Origin of the sequence: Bradyrhizobium sp., from assembly GCF_019242285.1 — a bacterium.
Classification (GTDB): domain Bacteria; phylum Pseudomonadota; class Alphaproteobacteria; order Rhizobiales; family Xanthobacteraceae; genus Bradyrhizobium.
Window position 1 is genome coordinate 1 of sequence record NZ_JAFAVV010000429.1, and the last position, 16,676, is coordinate 16,676.

Sequence of the window (16,676 nt, forward strand, 5' to 3'; positions counted from 1 at the left end):
GGAACTGGCGCGGCTGCGGCCGGTGCTGGCGAAAGTGGTGGCGCTCGGCGTGCCCGTCTCCATCGACAGCCTGAAGCCGGAGGTCACAGCCTTTGCGCTGGACCAGGGTGCCGTCATTGCCAACGACGTCTGGGGCCTGCAGCGCGAGCCGGACATGGCCGCGCTGGTCGCCGCGCGGAATTGCCCCGTCGTCGTGATGCACAACCGCGACCGCGCCGATCCTGCGATCGATATCGTGAAGGACATCGCTACCTTCTTCGCGCGCTCGCTCGAAATGGCCGAACGCGCCGGCGTGCCGCGTGAAAACATCGTGCTCGATCCCGGGATCGGCTTCGGCAAGACGGCCGAGCAGAGCATGACGGCGCTGGCGCGACTCGACGAATTTTCGAGCTTCGGCCTGCCGCTTCTGGTCGGTGCCTCGCGCAAGCGCTTCATCGCCTCCGTCGTGCCCTCGACGCCGCAACAGCGGCTCGGCGGCTCGATCGCGGCGCATGTCATCGCCGCGCAGCGCGGCGCGCGCATCATTCGCACCCATGACGTGGCGGATACCGTGCAGGCTTTGCGGATTGCGGCGGCAATCGAGGAGAAGCGATGACCGATACCATCTTCATCAAGGGCGTCGTGATCCACGCCCGCCACGGCGTGATGGAACACGAGACCGAGGTCGGCCAGCGCTTCGTGATCGATCTCGAGCTGTTCACCGACCTGTCGGAATCCTCCCGCAGCGACCGTCTCGCCGACACCGTGTCCTACTCCAACGTGGTGGCGACCGCGACCGCGGCGTTCAAGGACACCAATTACAAGCTCCTGGAGCGCGCGGCCGGCGCGGTCGCCGACGCCATTCTCGCGGCGTTCCCGCGCATCCGCGCGGTGAAGGTCACCGTGCACAAGCCGCATGCGCCGATCGCCGCGATCTTCGAGGATGTCGGCGTGGTGCTGACGCGCAACCGGCATCCGTCCTGACATGGCTGGCGCGCTGATCGCGCTCGGCGGCAATGTGGGCGACGTCCGCGCGACGTTCGCCCGGGCGATCCCCGACCTCTGCCGCGCCGCGCGGGCGAAGCTCGTGGCGCGCTCGTCGGACTACCTCACCCCGCCCTGGGGCGACCTGCAGCAGCCGGCCTTCGTCAACGCCGGCATCTCGATCGAAACGGAGCTCGATCCGAAGGCTCTGCTCTCCGTCCTTCAGGACGTCGAGCGAAAATTCGGCCGCGACCGGTCGGCCGAGCGGCGCTGGGGGCCGCGACCGCTCGATCTCGACCTGATCGCCTATGACGATATCGCCATGCAATCGCCCGAGCTGACATTGCCGCACCCGCGCCTGTTCGAGCGCGCCTTCGTGCTCGTTCCGCTTGCGGAGATCACGCCGGACCGGGTCGTCGCCGGACGGACGGTGCGGGTTGCGCTGGCCAAGCTTTCGGCCGCGGGCATCGAACGGTTGCCGAATATGGATTAGCGGCCAAACGACCGTTGGCTTGGCAGCCCGCCCGTGGCAATTTCCGACCCATCCTTGGCGCCGGGAGCAAGCCTGCCGAATGACCTTCGAGACTGACCATCTGCGGCTGGCCGCCGATTTCTCCCCGGCGACCGAAGCCGAATGGCGCAAGCTGGTGGACGGCGTGCTGAAGGGCGCGCCGTTCGAAAAGCTCGTCGGCAGAACCTATGATGAGATCAGGATCGCGCCGATCTATGCCCGCGCCAAGGGCGCCGCGCCGGTCGTGGGCCGCGCGCCGGCCGCGCCCTGGCAGGTCATGCAGCGCATCGATCATCCCGACGCGGTGAAGGCGAATGCCCAGGCGCTGCACGATCTCGAAAACGGCGCCACCGGGCTCGACATCGAATTCGCCGGCGGCCCCGGCGCGCGCGGCTTCGGCGTCGCCGATATCACGCTCGAGACCCTGAAGCGCCTGTTCCACGGCGTCGTGCTCGACGCCGGCATCTCGATCGCGCTCAACCCGGTGCTCGGGCGGGGCAATGCGGGCGAGAACTTCGCCGCCCTGATCGAAGCACAACGCATCGATCCCGCGACGGTCGATCTCCGCTTCAACTACCAGGCGCTCGGCACCATGGCGGTGCGCGGAAGCGCTGCGGCCGCGTGGGGCGAGATCGCACCGATCTTCGCAAAGGTGGTCGGCGGCTTGATGGGCCGCGGTTTCAAGGGGCCGTTCGTGCTCGCCGACGGCCGTCCTGTCCATGACGCCGGCGGCTCCGAAGCACAGGAACTGGCGTTCGCGCTCGCGCTGGCGGTGGCCTATCTGCGGGCGCTGGAATCGGGCGGTATCGACCTGGACAGGGCGCGCGCGGCGATCTCGTTCCGCCTCGCCGCCGACGCCGATCAGTTCCTGACGATCGCGAAATTCCGCGCGTTGCGGCTGCTCTGGGCGCGCGTCGAAACCGCCTGCGGGCTGGCGCCGCTGCCGGCGTTTGTCGCCGCCGAAACAGCCTGGCGCATGCTGACGCAGCGCGATGCCGACGTGAACATGCTGCGGTCCACCATGGCGACCTTCGCCGCGGGTCTCGGCGGCGCCAACGCCATCACCGTGCTACCGCACACGCTGGCGCTCGGCCTGCCGGACGCCTTCGCGCGGCGGGTCGCCCGCAACACGCAGCTCATCCTGCTGGAGGAGTCGAACCTCGCAAAAGTGTCCGATCCGGCGGCGGGCTCGGGCGGCATCGAAAGCCTCACGCACCAATTGTGCGAGGCGGCATGGGCGCAGTTCCAGGAGATCGAGCGGACCGGCGGCGTGTTCGCCGCGCTCCAGTACGGCTCGTTCCAGGGCAAGGTCGCCGCCACGCGCAAGGCGCGCGAGGTCGACCTCGCGAGGCGCAAGGAGGTGCTGACCGGCGCCAGCGAGTTTCCCAATTTGCACGAGGCCCGGCTCGCAGTCGAGGACACAGCGCCATCGGCGCTCCCGCCCGACGGCGGCGCGCCCATCCGGTTCGAGCCCCTCGCCGCCATCCGCCTCGCGACGCCGTTCGAGCAATTTCGCGATCGCTCGGACGAGGTGCTGCAGCAGACCGGCAAGCGGCCCTGCGTCTTTCTCGCCAATCTCGGCACCGCCGCCGACTTCACCGCCCGTGCGACGTTCGCAAAGAGCTTTTTCGAAACCGGCGGCATCGAGGCCGTCGACAGCGGGGGCTTGGCCGATCCGGCGGCGCTGGCCGCGGCCTGGAAGGCCTCCGGCGCGGCCCTGGTCTGCCTCTGCTCCTCCGATAAAATCTACGCCCAGCAGGCGGTCGCCGCCGCCGAGGCCCTGCACGAGGCCGGCGCAAGACATATCTACCTGGCAGGGCGGCCCGGCGAGCTGGAAGCCGGGCTGCGGCAGGCCGGCACGGCCGAGTTCATCTTTGCCGGCTGTGACGCACTGGCCCTGCTGCAGACGGCCTATGAGCGCATGGAGCTGACATGACGGAAGACAAGAAACCGGTGCTGACCGGCGGCTGCCAATGCGGCGCCGTCCGCTTTGCCTTCACGGCGGTGCCCAACAAGGTCAGCATCTGCCATTGCCGGATGTGCCAGAAGGCGACCGGCGCGCCGTTCGCCTCCTTTGCCCAGATCGACAAGGAGAACTTCGCCTGGACCCGCGGTGAGCCGGCGTCGTTCCGCTCCTCGACGATCGCGATGCGCGGCTACTGCCGGGATTGCGGCACGCCCTTGAGCTTCGGCCGCATCGACGGCCCGCGGATCGAGATCCTGACCGGCAATTTCGACCGGCCCGATCGGGTGATCCCGACGCGGCAATATGGTTCGGAATCCCGCCTCGGCTGGGTGGTTGGGATCGCCAACCTGCCGAGCCAGACCACGCAGCAGAATTACGGGCCGGAGAAGATGGCGACCATCACCAGCCATCAGCACCCAGACCATGACTAGCTGAGAGTGCCTTCACGAATGTGCTAAGGTCGACGCCATGAGCCGCATTCCCGATTTTGCCAATCTCGCCTTTGAGCCCGCAAGTGCTCCCGCACCGGCCGGCCGGGCTGAGCCTTGGCTTACGCCGGAGGGTATCCCGGTCAAGCCCACCTATGCCGAAGCCGATCTCGCTGGTGTCGACTTCCTCGACACCTGGCCCGGCATTGCGCCCTATCTGCGCGGCCCCTATCCGACGATGTATGTCAACCAGCCCTGGACAATCCGGCAATATGCCGGCTTCTCCACGGCGGAGGATTCCAACGCCTTCTACCGCCGCAACCTCGCCGCCGGGCAGAAGGGCCTCTCGGTCGCCTTCGACCTCGCCACCCATCGCGGCTATGACTCAGATCATCCGCGCGTCTCCGGCGACGTCGGCATGGCGGGCGTCGCGATCGATTCGATCTACGACATGCGCACGCTGTTCGCCGGCATTCCGCTCGACCAGATGAGCGTGTCGATGACCATGAACGGCGCGGTGCTGCCGATTCTGGCGCTGTACGTGGTCGCCGCCGAGGAACAGGGCGTGGCGCCGGAAAAACTCTCGGGCACCATTCAGAACGACATTCTGAAAGAGTTCATGGTGCGCAACACCTACATCTATCCGCCCTCGCCTTCGATGCGGATCATCTCCGACATCTTCGCCTATACCTCCTCGAGGATGCCGAAGTTCAACTCGATCTCGATCTCCGGCTATCACATGCAGGAGGCCGGCGCGACGCAGGACCTCGAGCTCGCCTATACGCTTGCCGACGGCGTCGAATATCTGCGTGCCGGCCTTGCCGCCGGCCTCGACGTCGACCGCTTCGCGCCGCGGCTGTCGTTCTTCTGGGCGATCGGCATGAACTTCTTCATGGAAGTGGCCAAGATGCGCGCGGCGCGGCTGCTGTGGGCCAAGCTGTTGAAGCCGTTCAACCCGAAGGACCCACGCTCGCTGTCGCTGCGCACCCATTGCCAGACCTCCGGCTGGTCGCTGACCGCGCAGGACGTCTACAACAACGTGATGCGTACCACCATCGAGGCGATGGCGGCCACGCAAGGCCACACCCAGTCGCTGCACACCAACGCGCTCGATGAGGCGCTGGCGCTGCCCACCGATTTCTCCGCGCGGATCGCCCGCAACACGCAATTGTTCCTGCAACAGGAGAGCGGCATCGCCCGCATCATCGATCCCTGGGGCGGCTCCCATTATGTCGAGCGGCTGACCCGCGATCTCGCTGCCAAGGCCTGGGGCCACATCCAGGAGGTGGAAGAACTCGGCGGCATGGCCAAGGCGATCGAGGCCGGGGTGCCGAAGCTGCGCATCGAGGAGGCCTCCGCCAAGACCCAGGCGCGGATCGATTCCGGCCGGCAGGCGGTGATCGGGGTCAACAAGTACAAGCCGACCGACGAGCGGCCGATCGATGTCTTGAAGGTCGACAATTCCAACGTCCGGCGACTGCAGATCGACAAGCTCGCGCGGCTGCGCGCCGAGCGAAGTCAGAACGACGTCGATGCGGCGCTTGCCGCGCTGACGCGCTCGGCCGGCGAGGGCAACGGCAACCTGCTGGCGTTGGCGATCGATGCCGCGCGGGCCAAGGCGACCGTCGGTGAAATCTCGGACGCGATGGAGAAGGTGTTCGGCCGCCACCGCGCCGAGATCAAGTCCATCACCGGCGTCTACAAGCGAGAGGCGTCCGCGATGTCGAGCAAGGTGACGAAGCTGCAGGCGCTGATCGATGCCTTCGAGGAAGCCGAGGGCCGCAGGCCCCGCATTCTCGTCGCCAAGATCGGCCAGGACGGCCACGATCGCGGGCAGAAGGTGATCGCCTCGGCTTTCGCCGACATCGGCTTCGACGTCGACATCGGGCCGCTGTTTGCGACCGCCGACGAGGCCGCGCGGCAGGCGGTCGAGAACGACGTGCACATTCTCGGCCTCTCCTCGCTCGCCGCGGCCCATCTCACCGCGGTGCCGGAGCTGAAGGCAGCGCTGAAGAAGCAGGGCCGCGAGGACATCATGATCATCGTCGGTGGCGTGGTGCCGCCGCAGGACTACGACGCTCTCCATGCAGCCGGTGCCGAGGCGATCTTCCCGCCCGGCACCGTGATCGCGGATGCCGCCGAGGAACTGATCCACAAGCTCAACGCCCGGCTCGGCCATAGCGAGGCGGCAGAGTAGCTGCCCCACCCGGCAGAACAGCCGGCGCGGTCCTTCGGAACCGTCGCGCCGTGTTGAACCCGCCGGACCAACCGACGGCAAATCGGACATCCATCATCATGCTCAATATCATCTGGAAGGTCATCGCGCTGCTCGGCCTCTTGTTGCTGCAGCCCGCATTGGCCACCGAGCCGAAGCCCGATGTCTCGCTCAAGTCCAAGGCGATCGAGACGAGCGTCACCCTCGATGAGAAGATCAAGGCCGATCCGCCGCTGGCCGCGGACTGTCTCACCGAAGGCAAGAAATGGATGGAGAAGAACGCTGCCGACGCCGCTTCCGAGCTGAAGCAGGACCCGCAATTCTTCAAGGACGGGGGCTGGACGTTCGAGCGCAAATATTCGGTCCGCTCGATGGTCGCTGACCGCTATGTCTCGCTGCTCCGCGAGGACTACATGGACACCCGCGGCGCACATCCGAATTCGACGGTCGACACCATCCTGTGGGACAAGGAGGCCAACAAGCGCATCTCGATTCGGCCGTTCTTCACCGAGACCGCCGACAACGGCCCGGCCATGAAGGCGATGCTGAAGGCGGTGATCGAAGCACTGAAGGTCGAGAAGAAGAAGCGCGACGCAAGCGAGACGGCGACCGCCGAGTGGTTCAAGGGGCTCGAGCCGAAGCTGCTCAAGATCGGTTCGGTGACGCTGGCGCCCTCGACCGAGGCCGGCAAGAGCTCCGGCCTCACCTTCTATTATCCGCCCTACGCGGTCGGCTCCTATGCCGAAGGCGAGTACGTCGCCTTCGTGCCTTGGCAGACGCTGAAATCCTACTTCAGCCCCGAGGGCCAGCGCATCTTTGCTGGAACGCGGCCGAAGGCCAACGCCGAGGACCAATAGATTTGGCCTGCTCGGGAGGCTGCTTGTTCTCGGTAAATATGATAACATCCTGTCATGGGCGACCTTGCAGACATTCCTCTCGAGACCATCATCGGCAAGCTGCGCGACCTCGAGCCCGCGCTGCGGACAGCAGGCGTGACGAGGCTCTGGCTCTTCGGATCGCGTGCGCGCGGCGACGCACGAGCCGATAGCGACCTCGATGTGCTTGTCGATATCTCTCGTCGAGAGGGCAGGACCGCATTCGCTCACTTCGAGGCCGCACATCTCATGGAGGATGCGCTCGGGCTTCAGGTTCAAGTTTCGGAACGAACATTGCTGAAGCCGCGAGTCGCAGAGCGGATCGCCGACGATCTGGTCGAGGTGTTTTGAATGCCGCCGACTGTCGAAGATCGGCTGCACGATATTCTCGAAGCCATTCAAGATGTCGAGAAATTGTTGGGAGGAGCCGACCTTCACAAGTTCGTCTCCGATCGGATGTTGCGTCTCGCCAGCGAGCGATTGCTGGAAATTGTTTGCGAAGCATCTCGCAGATTGCCCGACGGCCTCAAGGCGATGGAACCGAATATCGATTGGCGCAAGATCATCGATTTCGGCAACGTGCTCCGCCATGCCTATCACGCGACCGACGTCGAAAAAGTCTGGGATGTCGTTCAGAATCATCAGCCGCCGCTGAAAGCCTTCGTCGAACGCCAAATTCAGGCGCTTGAGCCATGACCGGCACCTCGTTTCAATGGCGATGATGCCGCGCAGCACCGCTATCGACATCAAGACGCTCGCGAGCGACCTCCGCGCCGGCCATCGTGCGGCGCTGGCGCGTGCGATCACGCTGGTCGAGAGCCGCAGGGCCGATCATCAGGCCGCCGCGCGCGAACTGGTGCAGGCGCTGCTGCCGCAGACCGGGCATGCGATCCGCGTCGGCATCACCGGCTCGCCCGGCGTCGGCAAGTCCACCACCATCGATGCGCTCGGCATGTTCCTGATTGAGCGGGGCCACAAGGTCGCGGTGCTGGCGGTGGACCCCTCCTCCGCCCGTACCGGCGGCTCGATCCTCGGCGACAAGACGCGGATGGCGCGGCTCGCGAGCTCGGAAGCCGCCTTCATCCGGCCTTCCCCCGCCTCCGGCACGCTCGGCGGGGTCGCGGCCAAGACCCGCGAGGCAATGCTGCTGTGCGAGGCCGCCGGCTTCGACGTGATCCTGGTGGAAACCGTCGGCATCGGACAATCCGAGACCGCGGTCTGCGACATGACCGACTGCTTCCTGGCTTTGATGCTGCCCGGCGCCGGCGACGAATTGCAGGGCATCAAGAAGGGCCTGATCGAGCTCGCCGACATGATCGCGATCAACAAGGCCGACGGCGATAACCTCAAGCGCGCCAACCAGACCGCCGCAGACTATCGCGGCGCGCTGCATCTGCTGTCACCGCGCTCGGAGCATTGGCAGCCGCCGGTCGAGACCTACTCGGCGCTGACCGGCGACGGCATCGCGCGCCTCTGGCAGAAGGTCCTCGATCATCGCGCCGCCATGACCGCTTCCGGCGAGTTCGCGAGCCGCAGGCGCGAGCAGCAGATCAAGTGGATGTGGTCGATGCTGGAGCAGCGGATGATGGCGCGGCTGCGCGCCGACACGATCGTGCGCGCGAAAGTGAAGAAGATCGAGAGCGAGGTGGCGGAGGGCCGCATGACCCCGGCGCTCGCCGCCGAGCAGATCGCGGAGATGCTGAGGTGAACGGAAAATTGCGGATTCTCATCACCGGCTTCGGGCCGTTTCCCGGCGCGCCCTATAATCCGACGATGCCGTTGGTGAAACGACTGACGGCGTTGCGCCGGCCCGCCTTCGAGGACGTCGAATTGCTGAGCCACATCTTCCATGTCACCTATGCGACCGTCGACCGCGAATTGCCGGAGCTGATCGCAACACTTCGCCCGCAGGCGATGCTGAGCTTCGGCCTCGCCAACCGCACGCCGTTCCTGCGGATCGAGACCCGCGCCCGCAACGCGGTGACGACGAGCTTTCCCGATGCGGACCGCAACGTCGCGCGCAAGGGCGCGATCGTCGACGGCGCCGACGCCGCCTTTTTCGGCCCGCACACGGAACCGCTGCTGCGGGCGGCGCAGGCGACCGGGATCGACGTCCGCGCCTCCCGCGATGCCGGCAGCTACCTCTGCAACTATCTGAGCTGGCGCGCGATCGAGGCGGTCGATCGTGACGGCGGCCCGCGCCTCGCCGCCTTCGTCCATGTCCCGCTGTTGGCCCATGGCGGCGGCGCCCGCGTCCCCGGCGGCATCACGCTGGACGCGCTGGTCGACGCCGGCGAAGCCATGCTGCTGGAGATGGTGAAGCTCGCCCGCGCGGCGCTGCGCAATGCCGCGCCGGCGTAAAGATTTAACCCTACCCGCGAACATTCGCACCACACCCACCTGCGTCTGCGCCGCGAGCAAAGGCATTTCTGCGATAATTCGACGATCAAGCGCATTCGCGAGGACAACGCGCATGATCGTCAACCGCCGCCGTCTCCTGGGCGCGTCCGCCGCCGGCGTGGCCGGCGCGCTCGCCGTTTCGACCGAAGCCGCGCGCGCGACGACGTTGGCTTCCACGCTCGGACGCGATGCCACGCAATATGGCGTTCGGCCCGGCAGCCTCGACGACCAGACGAGGGTCTTGCAGCGCGCGATCGACGGAGCCGTTGGCGCACAGGCTCCGCTAGTGCTCCCGCCCGGCGTCTATCGCGTCGGTCAGTTGCGTTTGCCGAGCGGCGCGCAGCTTACGGGCGTGCGCGGTGCGAGCAGGCTCGTCTTCACCGGCGGCCTCTCGATGTTCTCGGCCGAAGGCGCCGACCATGTCGCGCTGTCGGGCCTGACATTGGATGGCGGAAAGATTCCGCTGCCGGCCCGGCGCGGACTCGTCCACCTCGTCTCGGCCGGCCGGCTCAGCATCGCCGCCTGCGAGATCGCGAACAGCGGCGGCGCCGGCGTCTGGCTCGAACGGGTATCCGGTGATCTCGACGGCAACCGCTTCACCACGATCGCCTCGACCGCCATTGTCTCCTTCGACGCGCTCGGCCTCGCCGTGACGCGCAACACCATCCTCGGCACCAACGACAACGGCATCGAGATCCTGCGCAACGCCAGCGGCGACGACGGCACGCTGGTCGCCGACAACCGCATCGAGGACGTCAAGGCCGGCCCCGGCGGCTCCGGACAATACGGCAACGCCGTCAACGCCTTTCGCGCCGGCAACGTCATCGTGCGCGGCAACCGCATCAAGAATTGCGACTATTCGGCGGTGCGCGGCAATTCGGCTTCCAACATCCAGATCACCGGCAACAGCATCAGCGACGTCCGCGAGGTCGCGCTCTATTCGGAGTTCTCCTTCGAGGGCGCGGTGATCGCCAACAACACCGTGGACGGTGCGGCCTGCGGCGTCTCCGTCTGCAACTTCAACGAGGGCGGCCGGCTCGCCGTCGTGCAGGGCAACATCATCCGCAATCTCGTCCCCAAGCGGCCGATCGGCACCGCGCCAGAGGACGAGGCCGGCATCGGCATCTATGTCGAGGCCGATACCTCCGTGACCGGTAACGTGATCGAGAACGCGCCCGGCTTCGGCATCGTCGCAGGCTGGGGCAGATATCTGCGCGACGTCGCGATCACGGGCAATGTGATCCGCAACGCGGCTGCGGGCATCGGCGTGTCCGTGGTCGCGGGCGCCGGCACCGCGCTCGTCCACGACAACATGATCGCGGAGACACCGCGCGGCGCCGTGGTCGGGCTCGATCATGCCCGCGCCATCACCGGCGACTTGTCGCTCGACGGCGCGCAGCGTTACGCCCAGCTCGCGATCGGCGGCAACGCGGTGCGGCGCTGAGCCTCGACGCGGCGCCTTTGGCGACGCTCACCAGATGTTGCGCAGCAGCGGGGTGCGCCGCTCGACGGCGGCCGGCGCCTCGATCTCGGCGGGACGAAGCGACGCCGAAAGGTTGCGCCAGGTCTCCACCGCATTGCGCGCTTCCCTGATGTTCTCGAGAAAGGAAAGCTCGGTGAAATAGCGGCGCCAGCGGCCGCTCTCGAACATCTCGGTGAGGTGGTCCAGGCGGCGCTCGGCGAGCGCGCACCAGCATGCGAGAACGTCGCCGTTCCGCGGCGCGTTTGTACGTCGTGTCATGAACCTGCCCAGGTGAGAGAGCCGAACGCAGACCCAACACGGACTTAAACGCGGACGAATCGCTAAATTGTGACCGCAATATCTTGTGGAGAACTTTTTTAGTTGTCGAGCACCCTTCGCGCAGCACCGTGCTCATACGTGCAGAAAAGAAGAAATCCCGCATTGCGACGGCGTCCTTCGCAGCTTTTCGCGAGCGCCATCCATTTACAACTTAAAAGTGCAGGCTGCTGATTCTCGATGCTCAAAAAGCAAAGACCCGTCCGGGGGGACAACCGGACGGGTCGAAGCCATACGGGCGCTTGGGGTGGATGGGCGCTCGCGCCTGATATAGCTGTGGGGAGGAATGATCGCTCCCACATTGATTGGTCGCATCAGGACGGCGGCCCGTTCAAAGCGGCGAGCGATTTTTTAACCATGCCCTGGGGGCGGGAAGATCCTTAATGATCGACGCCGCCGGCAGCAGACTTGTCGCAGGCCGTGGTCGCGATCGGCGGCGTCAGCGGGCGATCGGTGGCGGTTTCCTTCGGTGCGGCAACATTTTCGGCTCGTTTTGCCGGCTGCTTGCTCGCTTCCCCGGGCGGCTCGGCGACGGTCACCGGCGCGGATGGCGTCGCGCCGGCCTCGCCGAACAGATCATCACGACCCGGTGAGCCGAGGTCGCGCGCCGTTCGCATCAGGGTGGCCGACCTGCGGGCGACACCGGAATTGATGTCGGGATGCGCGAACCGAGTTTCAGGTTGGGCGTACGCATGATGCTCTGCCCGCGAACCGCGGCGCCGGACCAGACCGACATCAAGATTGCCGCCACGGCGAGCGCCGGCACAGCGTGCCAAAACCTTCATTCGCCCCTTCGTATCATCGCGACGCAAGACATGCCGCAGCGCTTGCGCCGCTCACGGCGTCGCGAGCGCGAGCGTGACGATCTTCTCGTGCTGCAACCGGCCCATCAGGTTCGCCACCTCGTCCTGCGACATCGCCGTCGTGCCGAACTGCAGCCGGAACATTCCGCCCTTGGCGCCATCGATGATCGAGGCATGATAGGCGTCGAGCAGCGTCGTGATGTCGGCAATGCGGGCATCGGGCGCAAACCGCACCAATGCACGCGGCGGCTCACCCATGACGAAGCCGCGCGTGACGGGCCCTTGCTCGCTGGCAGCCGGCGGCTCGAGCGAGGCGGTCTGGAAGCTGCCCGACTGCTGCTTCAAGAGACCTACGCCGATCACGCCGGCCTGCAACACCAGCAGGAGTGCGCCGACACCGGCCGACCAGGCCAGCGTCCGCGGCGACAGGCCGGCGAAAAATCCGGCAATCCGCGACGAGAGACTGACCGTGGAGCGCCGTCCCTGCGCCGGCTCCGCGTCGATCGCGGCAAACAATTTCTGCATCGCGCGCGCCGATGGCGCGCCGAGGCTCTCATTGAGACCGATGGTCTCGGCATACTCCTCGCGGATCACGGCATACTGCCGCGCCAGCACGGCATCGCGGACTAGCGCCTCCTCCACCCTGCGGGCGTCGCGGGGGTTCAGCGTGCCGGCGGCATGCCACGGCAGCAGCAATTCCACGTCACTGGGCTCTTGTTCCAGCATTCTCTTGCTCAATGCCATCACGGCCAGCCTCGTTCCACACCGGCTACCTTCAGCAGTTCGGCCAATTTCTTGCGCGCATAGAACAGTCGCGTCTTCACGGTGTTCCCCGGGATTCCGACGATCTCAGCCACCTCCTCCACGCTCTTCTCGTGGTAGTAGACGAGATCGACGATTTCCCGATGATCCGGCGAAAGCGCGGTCAGACATTTGCGCAACGCTTCACTCGTATCCTTCTTCTGCACCGCCACCTCGGGATCGTCGGACGTGTCCTCGATCGCGTGGGCGGCCTCGTCTTCCAGTTCGGCATCCTTCCGGCGCCGGAGCGCGGACAGCGCCTTGAATCGCGTGATGGCCAGGAGCCAGGTTGAGACGGCGGATCGGCCTTCGAATTTTCCAGCCTGACGCCACACATCGAGGAAAACTTCGCTGATGAGGTCTTCCGCAACCTGTTCGTCCCGCACGAGCCTGAGCCCGAAACGGAACACCCTGACATGGTGCCGTCCGTACAGCACCTGCATGGCGAGGCGGTCGCCTTGAGCTATCCTGCCGATCAGGACTTCGTCGGTCGCGGCTGCAGCGCTCAATGGCCGTCTCGCAGGTTTGGTCGGAATGGGTGAGGTTGTGGTTCGACGGCAACCGCAAGATTCTTCAGAATACCGGAATCCTGCGGAAGCGTGTGTGACCTATCGCACAGAATGTCGCCTTCCGTTACCGGTTTCTCGACGCAAAAGCGTAGAGGTAGCAAAATACGACATGCTTGGCTCGAGGCTGGAAGGCACTGGCGACGGACACTACCAAGATCCATGCTCCGAGACAGCAGCTGTTCTCCCCAAAATCCTGCCTCCCCCTGCTTCCAGCGAATTTCCTCTTGATTATCAATGATCCCCTTCGCCAGCCGGCCGGGAAACCAGGAAGCAAAGGATACCAAACCTAAAGGCTTACCGCTTAGATTTCATCCCAAGTTTTACAGGGTGGGCGAAATCCCTGGGCATGACGGCGTCGTCATTCTTGCATCCAATTCCGCCGAGCTGGGAAAGCCGGTTCCCGACCGAGCGGCCTGACGGCCTGCGAGCGGCCGGTCAGAACCGCAACACCCTCGCTCCGGCCAGTGCGCCGATAGCGGTCACGGCGAGCGTCGCCAGCGTGTACCAGGTCGCCACGAACAACGGCGAATCGTCGGGGCAATGCGAGGCATAGAGCGTCGCGGCGAACCCCGCCGACACCATTCCGGCGACGGCGCCCGCGAGCGCGGGCCGGGCCGGCGCGCCGTGACGCAAGCCGAGCAAGGAGCCGACGAGCAGCGGCAGCGACATCGCCGGGATCGCGCTCAGGCACACCCGCGAATTGCTGCCGACCAGCCGCGTCATCATCGGCAGACGCTGCGGGATCGTCATCTCGGCAGTGATCCCGGCGACCAGAAAGCCTATCGGAATCATCAGCAGCCAGCCCCAGCCGGCGAGCGATGCTTCGGGCCGCGACAGGTGCAAGCTCACGGCGGTCGCCGCGCTCGCGAGCGACAGCGTGACCACGAATTTCAGGTCGAAGAACGGATTATGCATCGCAGCCATCGCATCGGGCCTGACGCCCAGTGCCGCGAAGAAGATCAGGAGCGACAGCGGCGAGGCCGCAAGCAGGGCCAGTGCCATCACGAAGCCGACGGGACGGGCGCGGTGGTCGTTGTCGGCTGCCAGGGTCCGGATGAGCTGATCGGTATCCATCTCACGATTCCCTCATTTTCGCGGTGAGACTGGAGAGCGCGCGATGCAGCGCCACGCGCACCGCGCCCTCGCTCATCGAGAGTTTTTGCGCCGTATCCTTGATCGAGGCGCTCTCGACCGCGATCGATTGCAGCACCTCGCGCTGCCGCGCGGGCAGCGTCTCGAGTTGCGCCGCGACCTCCCGCGGCGAAGCCGCCTCGGCCGGCGACCGATCGGGCAACGTCTCTGCGAAATCGTCGACGTTGACGAAAATCCGCCTGCCCCGCCGCCGCAACGCATCGATCAGCTTGTTGCGCGCGATCGCGAACAGCCACGGCGCGAACGGCGCATCGACGTCCCAGGTATGCCGCTTCAGATGCACCGCCAACAATATCTCCTGCACAATGTCCTCGGACTGGTCGACCGGCTGGCCGGCGCGCGCAAGGCCGCGCCGCGCCGCGGCCCGCAACACCGGGGTGATCGCCTTGAGCAGACGGTGATACGCCGCGCTATCGCCGGAGATGGCCGACCGCATCAAGCCGGTCCATTCGTCTTCACGTTCGCGCACACGGACTCCTGGGAGATATTCGGCCGATGCTTCAAATTGTTACGGCCCGAAGCGCCAATCACGAAGGCGTGATCGAACTCTGTCGAACCGGTAACGACACCGCATTTCGGTGCAACCTATGGTTACGCTGCCCTGCTTCCGCCCGCTCCTGCCCGAAGATTCCCTTTTTTTGCCCCGCTGCCGACATGCATCGAGTTCTCCCTGAGGCAGGATCGGCAAACGGGGAGATTGCCATATGAAAATCAAGTCGACTGGGCGTTTGGCGTTTGCTCTCGCGATCGGGCTGCTCGCGGCATTCACGGCCGCTTCGCCCGCAACCGCCGGCGACCAGGCCACGGTCGGCAACCCCTTCGACGTCTCGCGCAACCTTTCCGTCGGCGCGGCGGCGAATGACCAAGCCAGCGACAACGCATCCGCCGCGAACCAGGAGGCACAGCCTGTCGCCGCTCCGCAGGCGGCGCAGCAATCGGCGGCCATGACCGAGCAGGCCGACTCCTCCTCTCCCGCCCCTTCGGCACAGGCCGCGGCCAGTGACGACAATGGCGGCTGGGACACCACCGCGCTGATCGGCAAGGTCCTGATCGGCGTCGGCACGCTGCTTACGCTCGGCTCGGCCGCACGGATGCTGATGACATAATGCCCGCGCGGCACACGCCCTAGCGGCGACTTGAAGCCATCCCCACGAGCGGGCACATTGCCCCGACAACTTTGCATGGGGTGGTCATGAGCACGTTCGAGAACATCATCGTCGAGAGCAAGGGCGCGGTGGGCATCGTCACGCTCAACCGCCCGAAGATGCTGAATGCGCTGTCGTTCGGCGTGTTCCGCGAGATCGCCGCCGCCGTCGACGATCTCGAGGCCGACGACAAGATCGGCTGCATCGTGCTGACCGGCAACGATAAGGCGTTTGCGGCCGGCGCCGACATCAAGGAGATGCAGCCCAAGGGCTTCATCGACATGTTCACCGCCGACTTCGCCTCGGTCGGCGGCGACCGCGTCGCGCGCTGCCGCAAGCCCGTGATCGCCGCGGTCGCGGGCTATGCGCTCGGCGGCGGTTGCGAGCTTGCGATGATGTGCGACATCATCATCGCCGCCGACACCGCCAAATTCGGCCAGCCCGAGATCACGCTCGGCACCATTCCCGGCATCGGCGGCACCCAGCGCCTGACCCGCGCAGTCGGCAAGTCCAAGGCGATGGACATGTGCCTGACCGGACGCATGATGGACGCGGCCGAGGCCGAGCGCAGCGGCCTGGTCAGCCGGGTCGTGCCCGCAGACAAATTGATGGACGAGACGCTGGCGGCCGCGGAGAAGATCGCCGCGATGTCGCGGCCCGCGGCAGCGATGGCGAAAGAGGCCATCAACCGCGCCTTCGAAACGTCCCTCTCCGACGGGCTGAATGTCGAGCGCAATCTGTTCCATTCGACCTTCGCGCTGGAAGACCGCGCCGAAGGCATGGCGGCCTTCATCGAGAAGCGCAAGCCGGCGAACAAGAACAGGTAGGCGAAGAGATGTAGGGTGGGCTGAGCGCGGGGGTGCCCTCTCCACATGGTGGCTGGAACGGTGGGCACGCTGCGCTTAGCCCACCCTACGCAGCGTTGCGCTGATCAGCGCGCGATAGGTGCGTTCGGATATCGTCTTCGGCCGGTCGAGACCGAGCCTTGCCAGGCAGTCGGTGTCCGCCGCGGTCGGCATGCCCGTCAATCCCTGCCACAGCAGGCCCATG

At 66.0% G+C, this 16,676-nt stretch carries 20 protein-coding genes; 14 read left to right on the top strand and 6 right to left on the bottom strand.

Translation table 11 applies throughout. The features are described 5' to 3' along the window. The 12 genes from folP to JOY90_RS16765 all read left to right on the top strand — a co-directional run. A partial coding sequence (gene folP / locus JOY90_RS16710; protein ID WP_291692223.1) for a dihydropteroate synthase occupies positions 1–595 on the top strand: 595 nt, incomplete at its 5' end. Continuing rightward, entirely contained in the window at positions 592–963 is a 372-nt protein-coding gene (folB, locus tag JOY90_RS16715; RefSeq protein WP_291692224.1) for a dihydroneopterin aldolase, read from the top strand. The genes folP and folB, both read left to right, overlap by 4 nt. A 1-nt stretch (position 964) precedes the next feature. Then, positions 965–1,456, top strand: a complete 492-nt coding sequence (gene folK, locus JOY90_RS16720; protein ID WP_291692225.1) for a 2-amino-4-hydroxy-6-hydroxymethyldihydropteridine diphosphokinase — start codon at positions 965–967, stop codon at positions 1,454–1,456. Positions 1,457–1,535: 79 nt separating this feature from the next. Beyond that, a complete protein-coding gene (locus JOY90_RS16725) occupies positions 1,536–3,410 on the top strand; it encodes a methylmalonyl-CoA mutase family protein (protein WP_291692226.1) in 1,875 nt (624 codons plus the stop codon). Beyond that, positions 3,407–3,871 carry a GFA family protein gene (locus JOY90_RS16730; RefSeq protein ID WP_291692227.1) on the top strand — a complete coding sequence of 155 codons (465 nt, stop codon included), beginning with the start codon at positions 3,407–3,409 and terminating at the stop codon, positions 3,869–3,871. The genes JOY90_RS16725 and JOY90_RS16730 overlap by 4 nt, the downstream gene beginning before the upstream one ends. A 37-nt stretch (positions 3,872–3,908) precedes the next feature. Then, positions 3,909–6,065 carry a methylmalonyl-CoA mutase gene (scpA, locus tag JOY90_RS16735; RefSeq protein WP_291692228.1) on the top strand — a complete coding sequence of 719 codons (2,157 nt, stop codon included), beginning with the start codon at positions 3,909–3,911 and terminating at the stop codon, positions 6,063–6,065. Positions 6,066–6,163: 98 nt separating this feature from the next. Then, positions 6,164–6,940 (top strand): RsiV family protein, encoded by a 777-nt coding sequence (locus tag JOY90_RS16740; protein ID WP_291692229.1) that lies wholly within the window; start codon positions 6,164–6,166, stop codon positions 6,938–6,940. A 54-nt stretch (positions 6,941–6,994) separates the two neighbouring features. Further along, positions 6,995–7,309 carry a nucleotidyltransferase domain-containing protein gene (locus tag JOY90_RS16745; RefSeq protein WP_291692230.1) on the top strand — a complete coding sequence of 105 codons (315 nt, stop codon included), beginning with the start codon at positions 6,995–6,997 and terminating at the stop codon, positions 7,307–7,309. Further along, the gene (locus JOY90_RS16750) at positions 7,310–7,654 is read left to right on the top strand and encodes a HepT-like ribonuclease domain-containing protein (protein WP_291692231.1); all 345 of its coding nucleotides are present in this window, start codon (positions 7,310–7,312) and stop codon (positions 7,652–7,654) included. 22 nt (positions 7,655–7,676) lie between these two features. After that, positions 7,677–8,666, top strand: a complete 990-nt coding sequence (gene meaB / locus JOY90_RS16755) for a methylmalonyl Co-A mutase-associated GTPase MeaB (protein ID WP_291692241.1) — start codon at positions 7,677–7,679, stop codon at positions 8,664–8,666. Beyond that, positions 8,663–9,319: a pyroglutamyl-peptidase I gene (locus tag JOY90_RS16760; RefSeq protein WP_291692232.1), complete on the top strand. Its 657-nt coding sequence runs from the start codon at positions 8,663–8,665 to the stop codon at positions 9,317–9,319. The genes meaB and JOY90_RS16760 overlap by 4 nt, the downstream gene beginning before the upstream one ends. Before the next feature lie 112 nt (positions 9,320–9,431). Further along, positions 9,432–10,802 carry a TIGR03808 family TAT-translocated repetitive protein gene (locus JOY90_RS16765; protein ID WP_291692233.1) on the top strand — a complete coding sequence of 457 codons (1,371 nt, stop codon included), beginning with the start codon at positions 9,432–9,434 and terminating at the stop codon, positions 10,800–10,802. Between the two features lie 27 nt (positions 10,803–10,829). On the opposite strand, the gene JOY90_RS16770 is transcribed toward JOY90_RS16765, so the two are convergent. The 6 genes from JOY90_RS16770 to JOY90_RS16795 form a co-directional block, all read right to left on the bottom strand. Beyond that, entirely contained in the window at positions 10,830–11,099 is a 270-nt protein-coding gene (locus tag JOY90_RS16770) for a TIGR03809 family protein (protein WP_367276955.1), read from the bottom strand. Positions 11,100–11,536: 437 nt separating this feature from the next. Beyond that, positions 11,537–11,773: a hypothetical protein gene (locus JOY90_RS16775; RefSeq protein WP_291692234.1), complete on the bottom strand. Its 237-nt coding sequence runs from the start codon at positions 11,771–11,773 to the stop codon at positions 11,537–11,539. 219 nt (positions 11,774–11,992) lie between these two features. Next, positions 11,993–12,706 carry a hypothetical protein gene (locus JOY90_RS16780; RefSeq protein WP_291692235.1) on the bottom strand — a complete coding sequence of 238 codons (714 nt, stop codon included), beginning with the start codon at positions 12,704–12,706 and terminating at the stop codon, positions 11,993–11,995. Further along, on the bottom strand, positions 12,703–13,269 hold the full coding sequence (locus tag JOY90_RS16785) for a sigma-70 family RNA polymerase sigma factor (RefSeq protein WP_291692236.1): 567 nt from the start codon (positions 13,267–13,269) through the stop codon (positions 12,703–12,705). Before JOY90_RS16785 ends, JOY90_RS16780 begins: the two co-directional genes overlap by 4 nt. Before the next feature lie 495 nt (positions 13,270–13,764). Continuing rightward, on the bottom strand, positions 13,765–14,403 hold the full coding sequence (locus JOY90_RS16790) for a DUF1109 domain-containing protein (RefSeq protein ID WP_291692237.1): 639 nt from the start codon (positions 14,401–14,403) through the stop codon (positions 13,765–13,767). Between the two features lies 1 nt (position 14,404). After that, positions 14,405–14,950 carry a sigma-70 family RNA polymerase sigma factor gene (locus JOY90_RS16795; RefSeq protein WP_291692238.1) on the bottom strand — a complete coding sequence of 182 codons (546 nt, stop codon included), beginning with the start codon at positions 14,948–14,950 and terminating at the stop codon, positions 14,405–14,407. Positions 14,951–15,185: 235 nt separating this feature from the next. Between JOY90_RS16795 and JOY90_RS16800 the strand changes: the two genes are divergently transcribed. Both JOY90_RS16800 and JOY90_RS16805 read left to right on the top strand, forming a co-directional pair. After that, on the top strand, positions 15,186–15,587 hold the full coding sequence (locus JOY90_RS16800) for a hypothetical protein (protein ID WP_291692239.1): 402 nt from the start codon (positions 15,186–15,188) through the stop codon (positions 15,585–15,587). Positions 15,588–15,673: 86 nt separating this feature from the next. Next, a complete protein-coding gene (locus tag JOY90_RS16805) occupies positions 15,674–16,453 on the top strand; it encodes an enoyl-CoA hydratase (protein WP_291692240.1) in 780 nt (259 codons plus the stop codon). Positions 16,454–16,676 lie beyond the last annotated feature (223 nt).

What these genes read in the sequence shown, in the direction of transcription:
- folB (WP_291692224.1), top strand. Translation starts at nt 592, where the DNA reads ATGACCGATACCATCTTCATCAAGGGCGTCGTGATCCACGCCCGCCAC.
- folK (WP_291692225.1), top strand. Translation starts at nt 965, where the DNA reads ATGGCTGGCGCGCTGATCGCGCTCGGCGGCAATGTGGGCGACGTCCGC.
- JOY90_RS16725 (WP_291692226.1), top strand. Translation starts at nt 1,536, where the DNA reads ATGACCTTCGAGACTGACCATCTGCGGCTGGCCGCCGATTTCTCCCCG.
- JOY90_RS16730 (WP_291692227.1), top strand. Translation starts at nt 3,407, where the DNA reads ATGACGGAAGACAAGAAACCGGTGCTGACCGGCGGCTGCCAATGCGGC.
- scpA (WP_291692228.1), top strand. Translation starts at nt 3,909, where the DNA reads ATGAGCCGCATTCCCGATTTTGCCAATCTCGCCTTTGAGCCCGCAAGT.
- JOY90_RS16740 (WP_291692229.1), top strand. Translation starts at nt 6,164, where the DNA reads ATGCTCAATATCATCTGGAAGGTCATCGCGCTGCTCGGCCTCTTGTTG.
- JOY90_RS16745 (WP_291692230.1), top strand. Translation starts at nt 6,995, where the DNA reads ATGGGCGACCTTGCAGACATTCCTCTCGAGACCATCATCGGCAAGCTG.
- JOY90_RS16750 (WP_291692231.1), top strand. Translation starts at nt 7,310, where the DNA reads ATGCCGCCGACTGTCGAAGATCGGCTGCACGATATTCTCGAAGCCATT.
- meaB (WP_291692241.1), top strand. Translation starts at nt 7,677, where the DNA reads ATGATGCCGCGCAGCACCGCTATCGACATCAAGACGCTCGCGAGCGAC.
- JOY90_RS16765 (WP_291692233.1), top strand. Translation starts at nt 9,432, where the DNA reads ATGATCGTCAACCGCCGCCGTCTCCTGGGCGCGTCCGCCGCCGGCGTG.
- JOY90_RS16770 (WP_367276955.1), bottom strand. Translation starts at nt 11,099, where the DNA reads ATGACACGACGTACAAACGCGCCGCGGAACGGCGACGTTCTCGCATGC.
- JOY90_RS16775 (WP_291692234.1), bottom strand. Translation starts at nt 11,773, where the DNA reads ATGCGAACGGCGCGCGACCTCGGCTCACCGGGTCGTGATGATCTGTTC.
- JOY90_RS16790 (WP_291692237.1), bottom strand. Translation starts at nt 14,403, where the DNA reads ATGGATACCGATCAGCTCATCCGGACCCTGGCAGCCGACAACGACCAC.
- JOY90_RS16800 (WP_291692239.1), top strand. Translation starts at nt 15,186, where the DNA reads ATGAAAATCAAGTCGACTGGGCGTTTGGCGTTTGCTCTCGCGATCGGG.
- JOY90_RS16805 (WP_291692240.1), top strand. Translation starts at nt 15,674, where the DNA reads ATGAGCACGTTCGAGAACATCATCGTCGAGAGCAAGGGCGCGGTGGGC.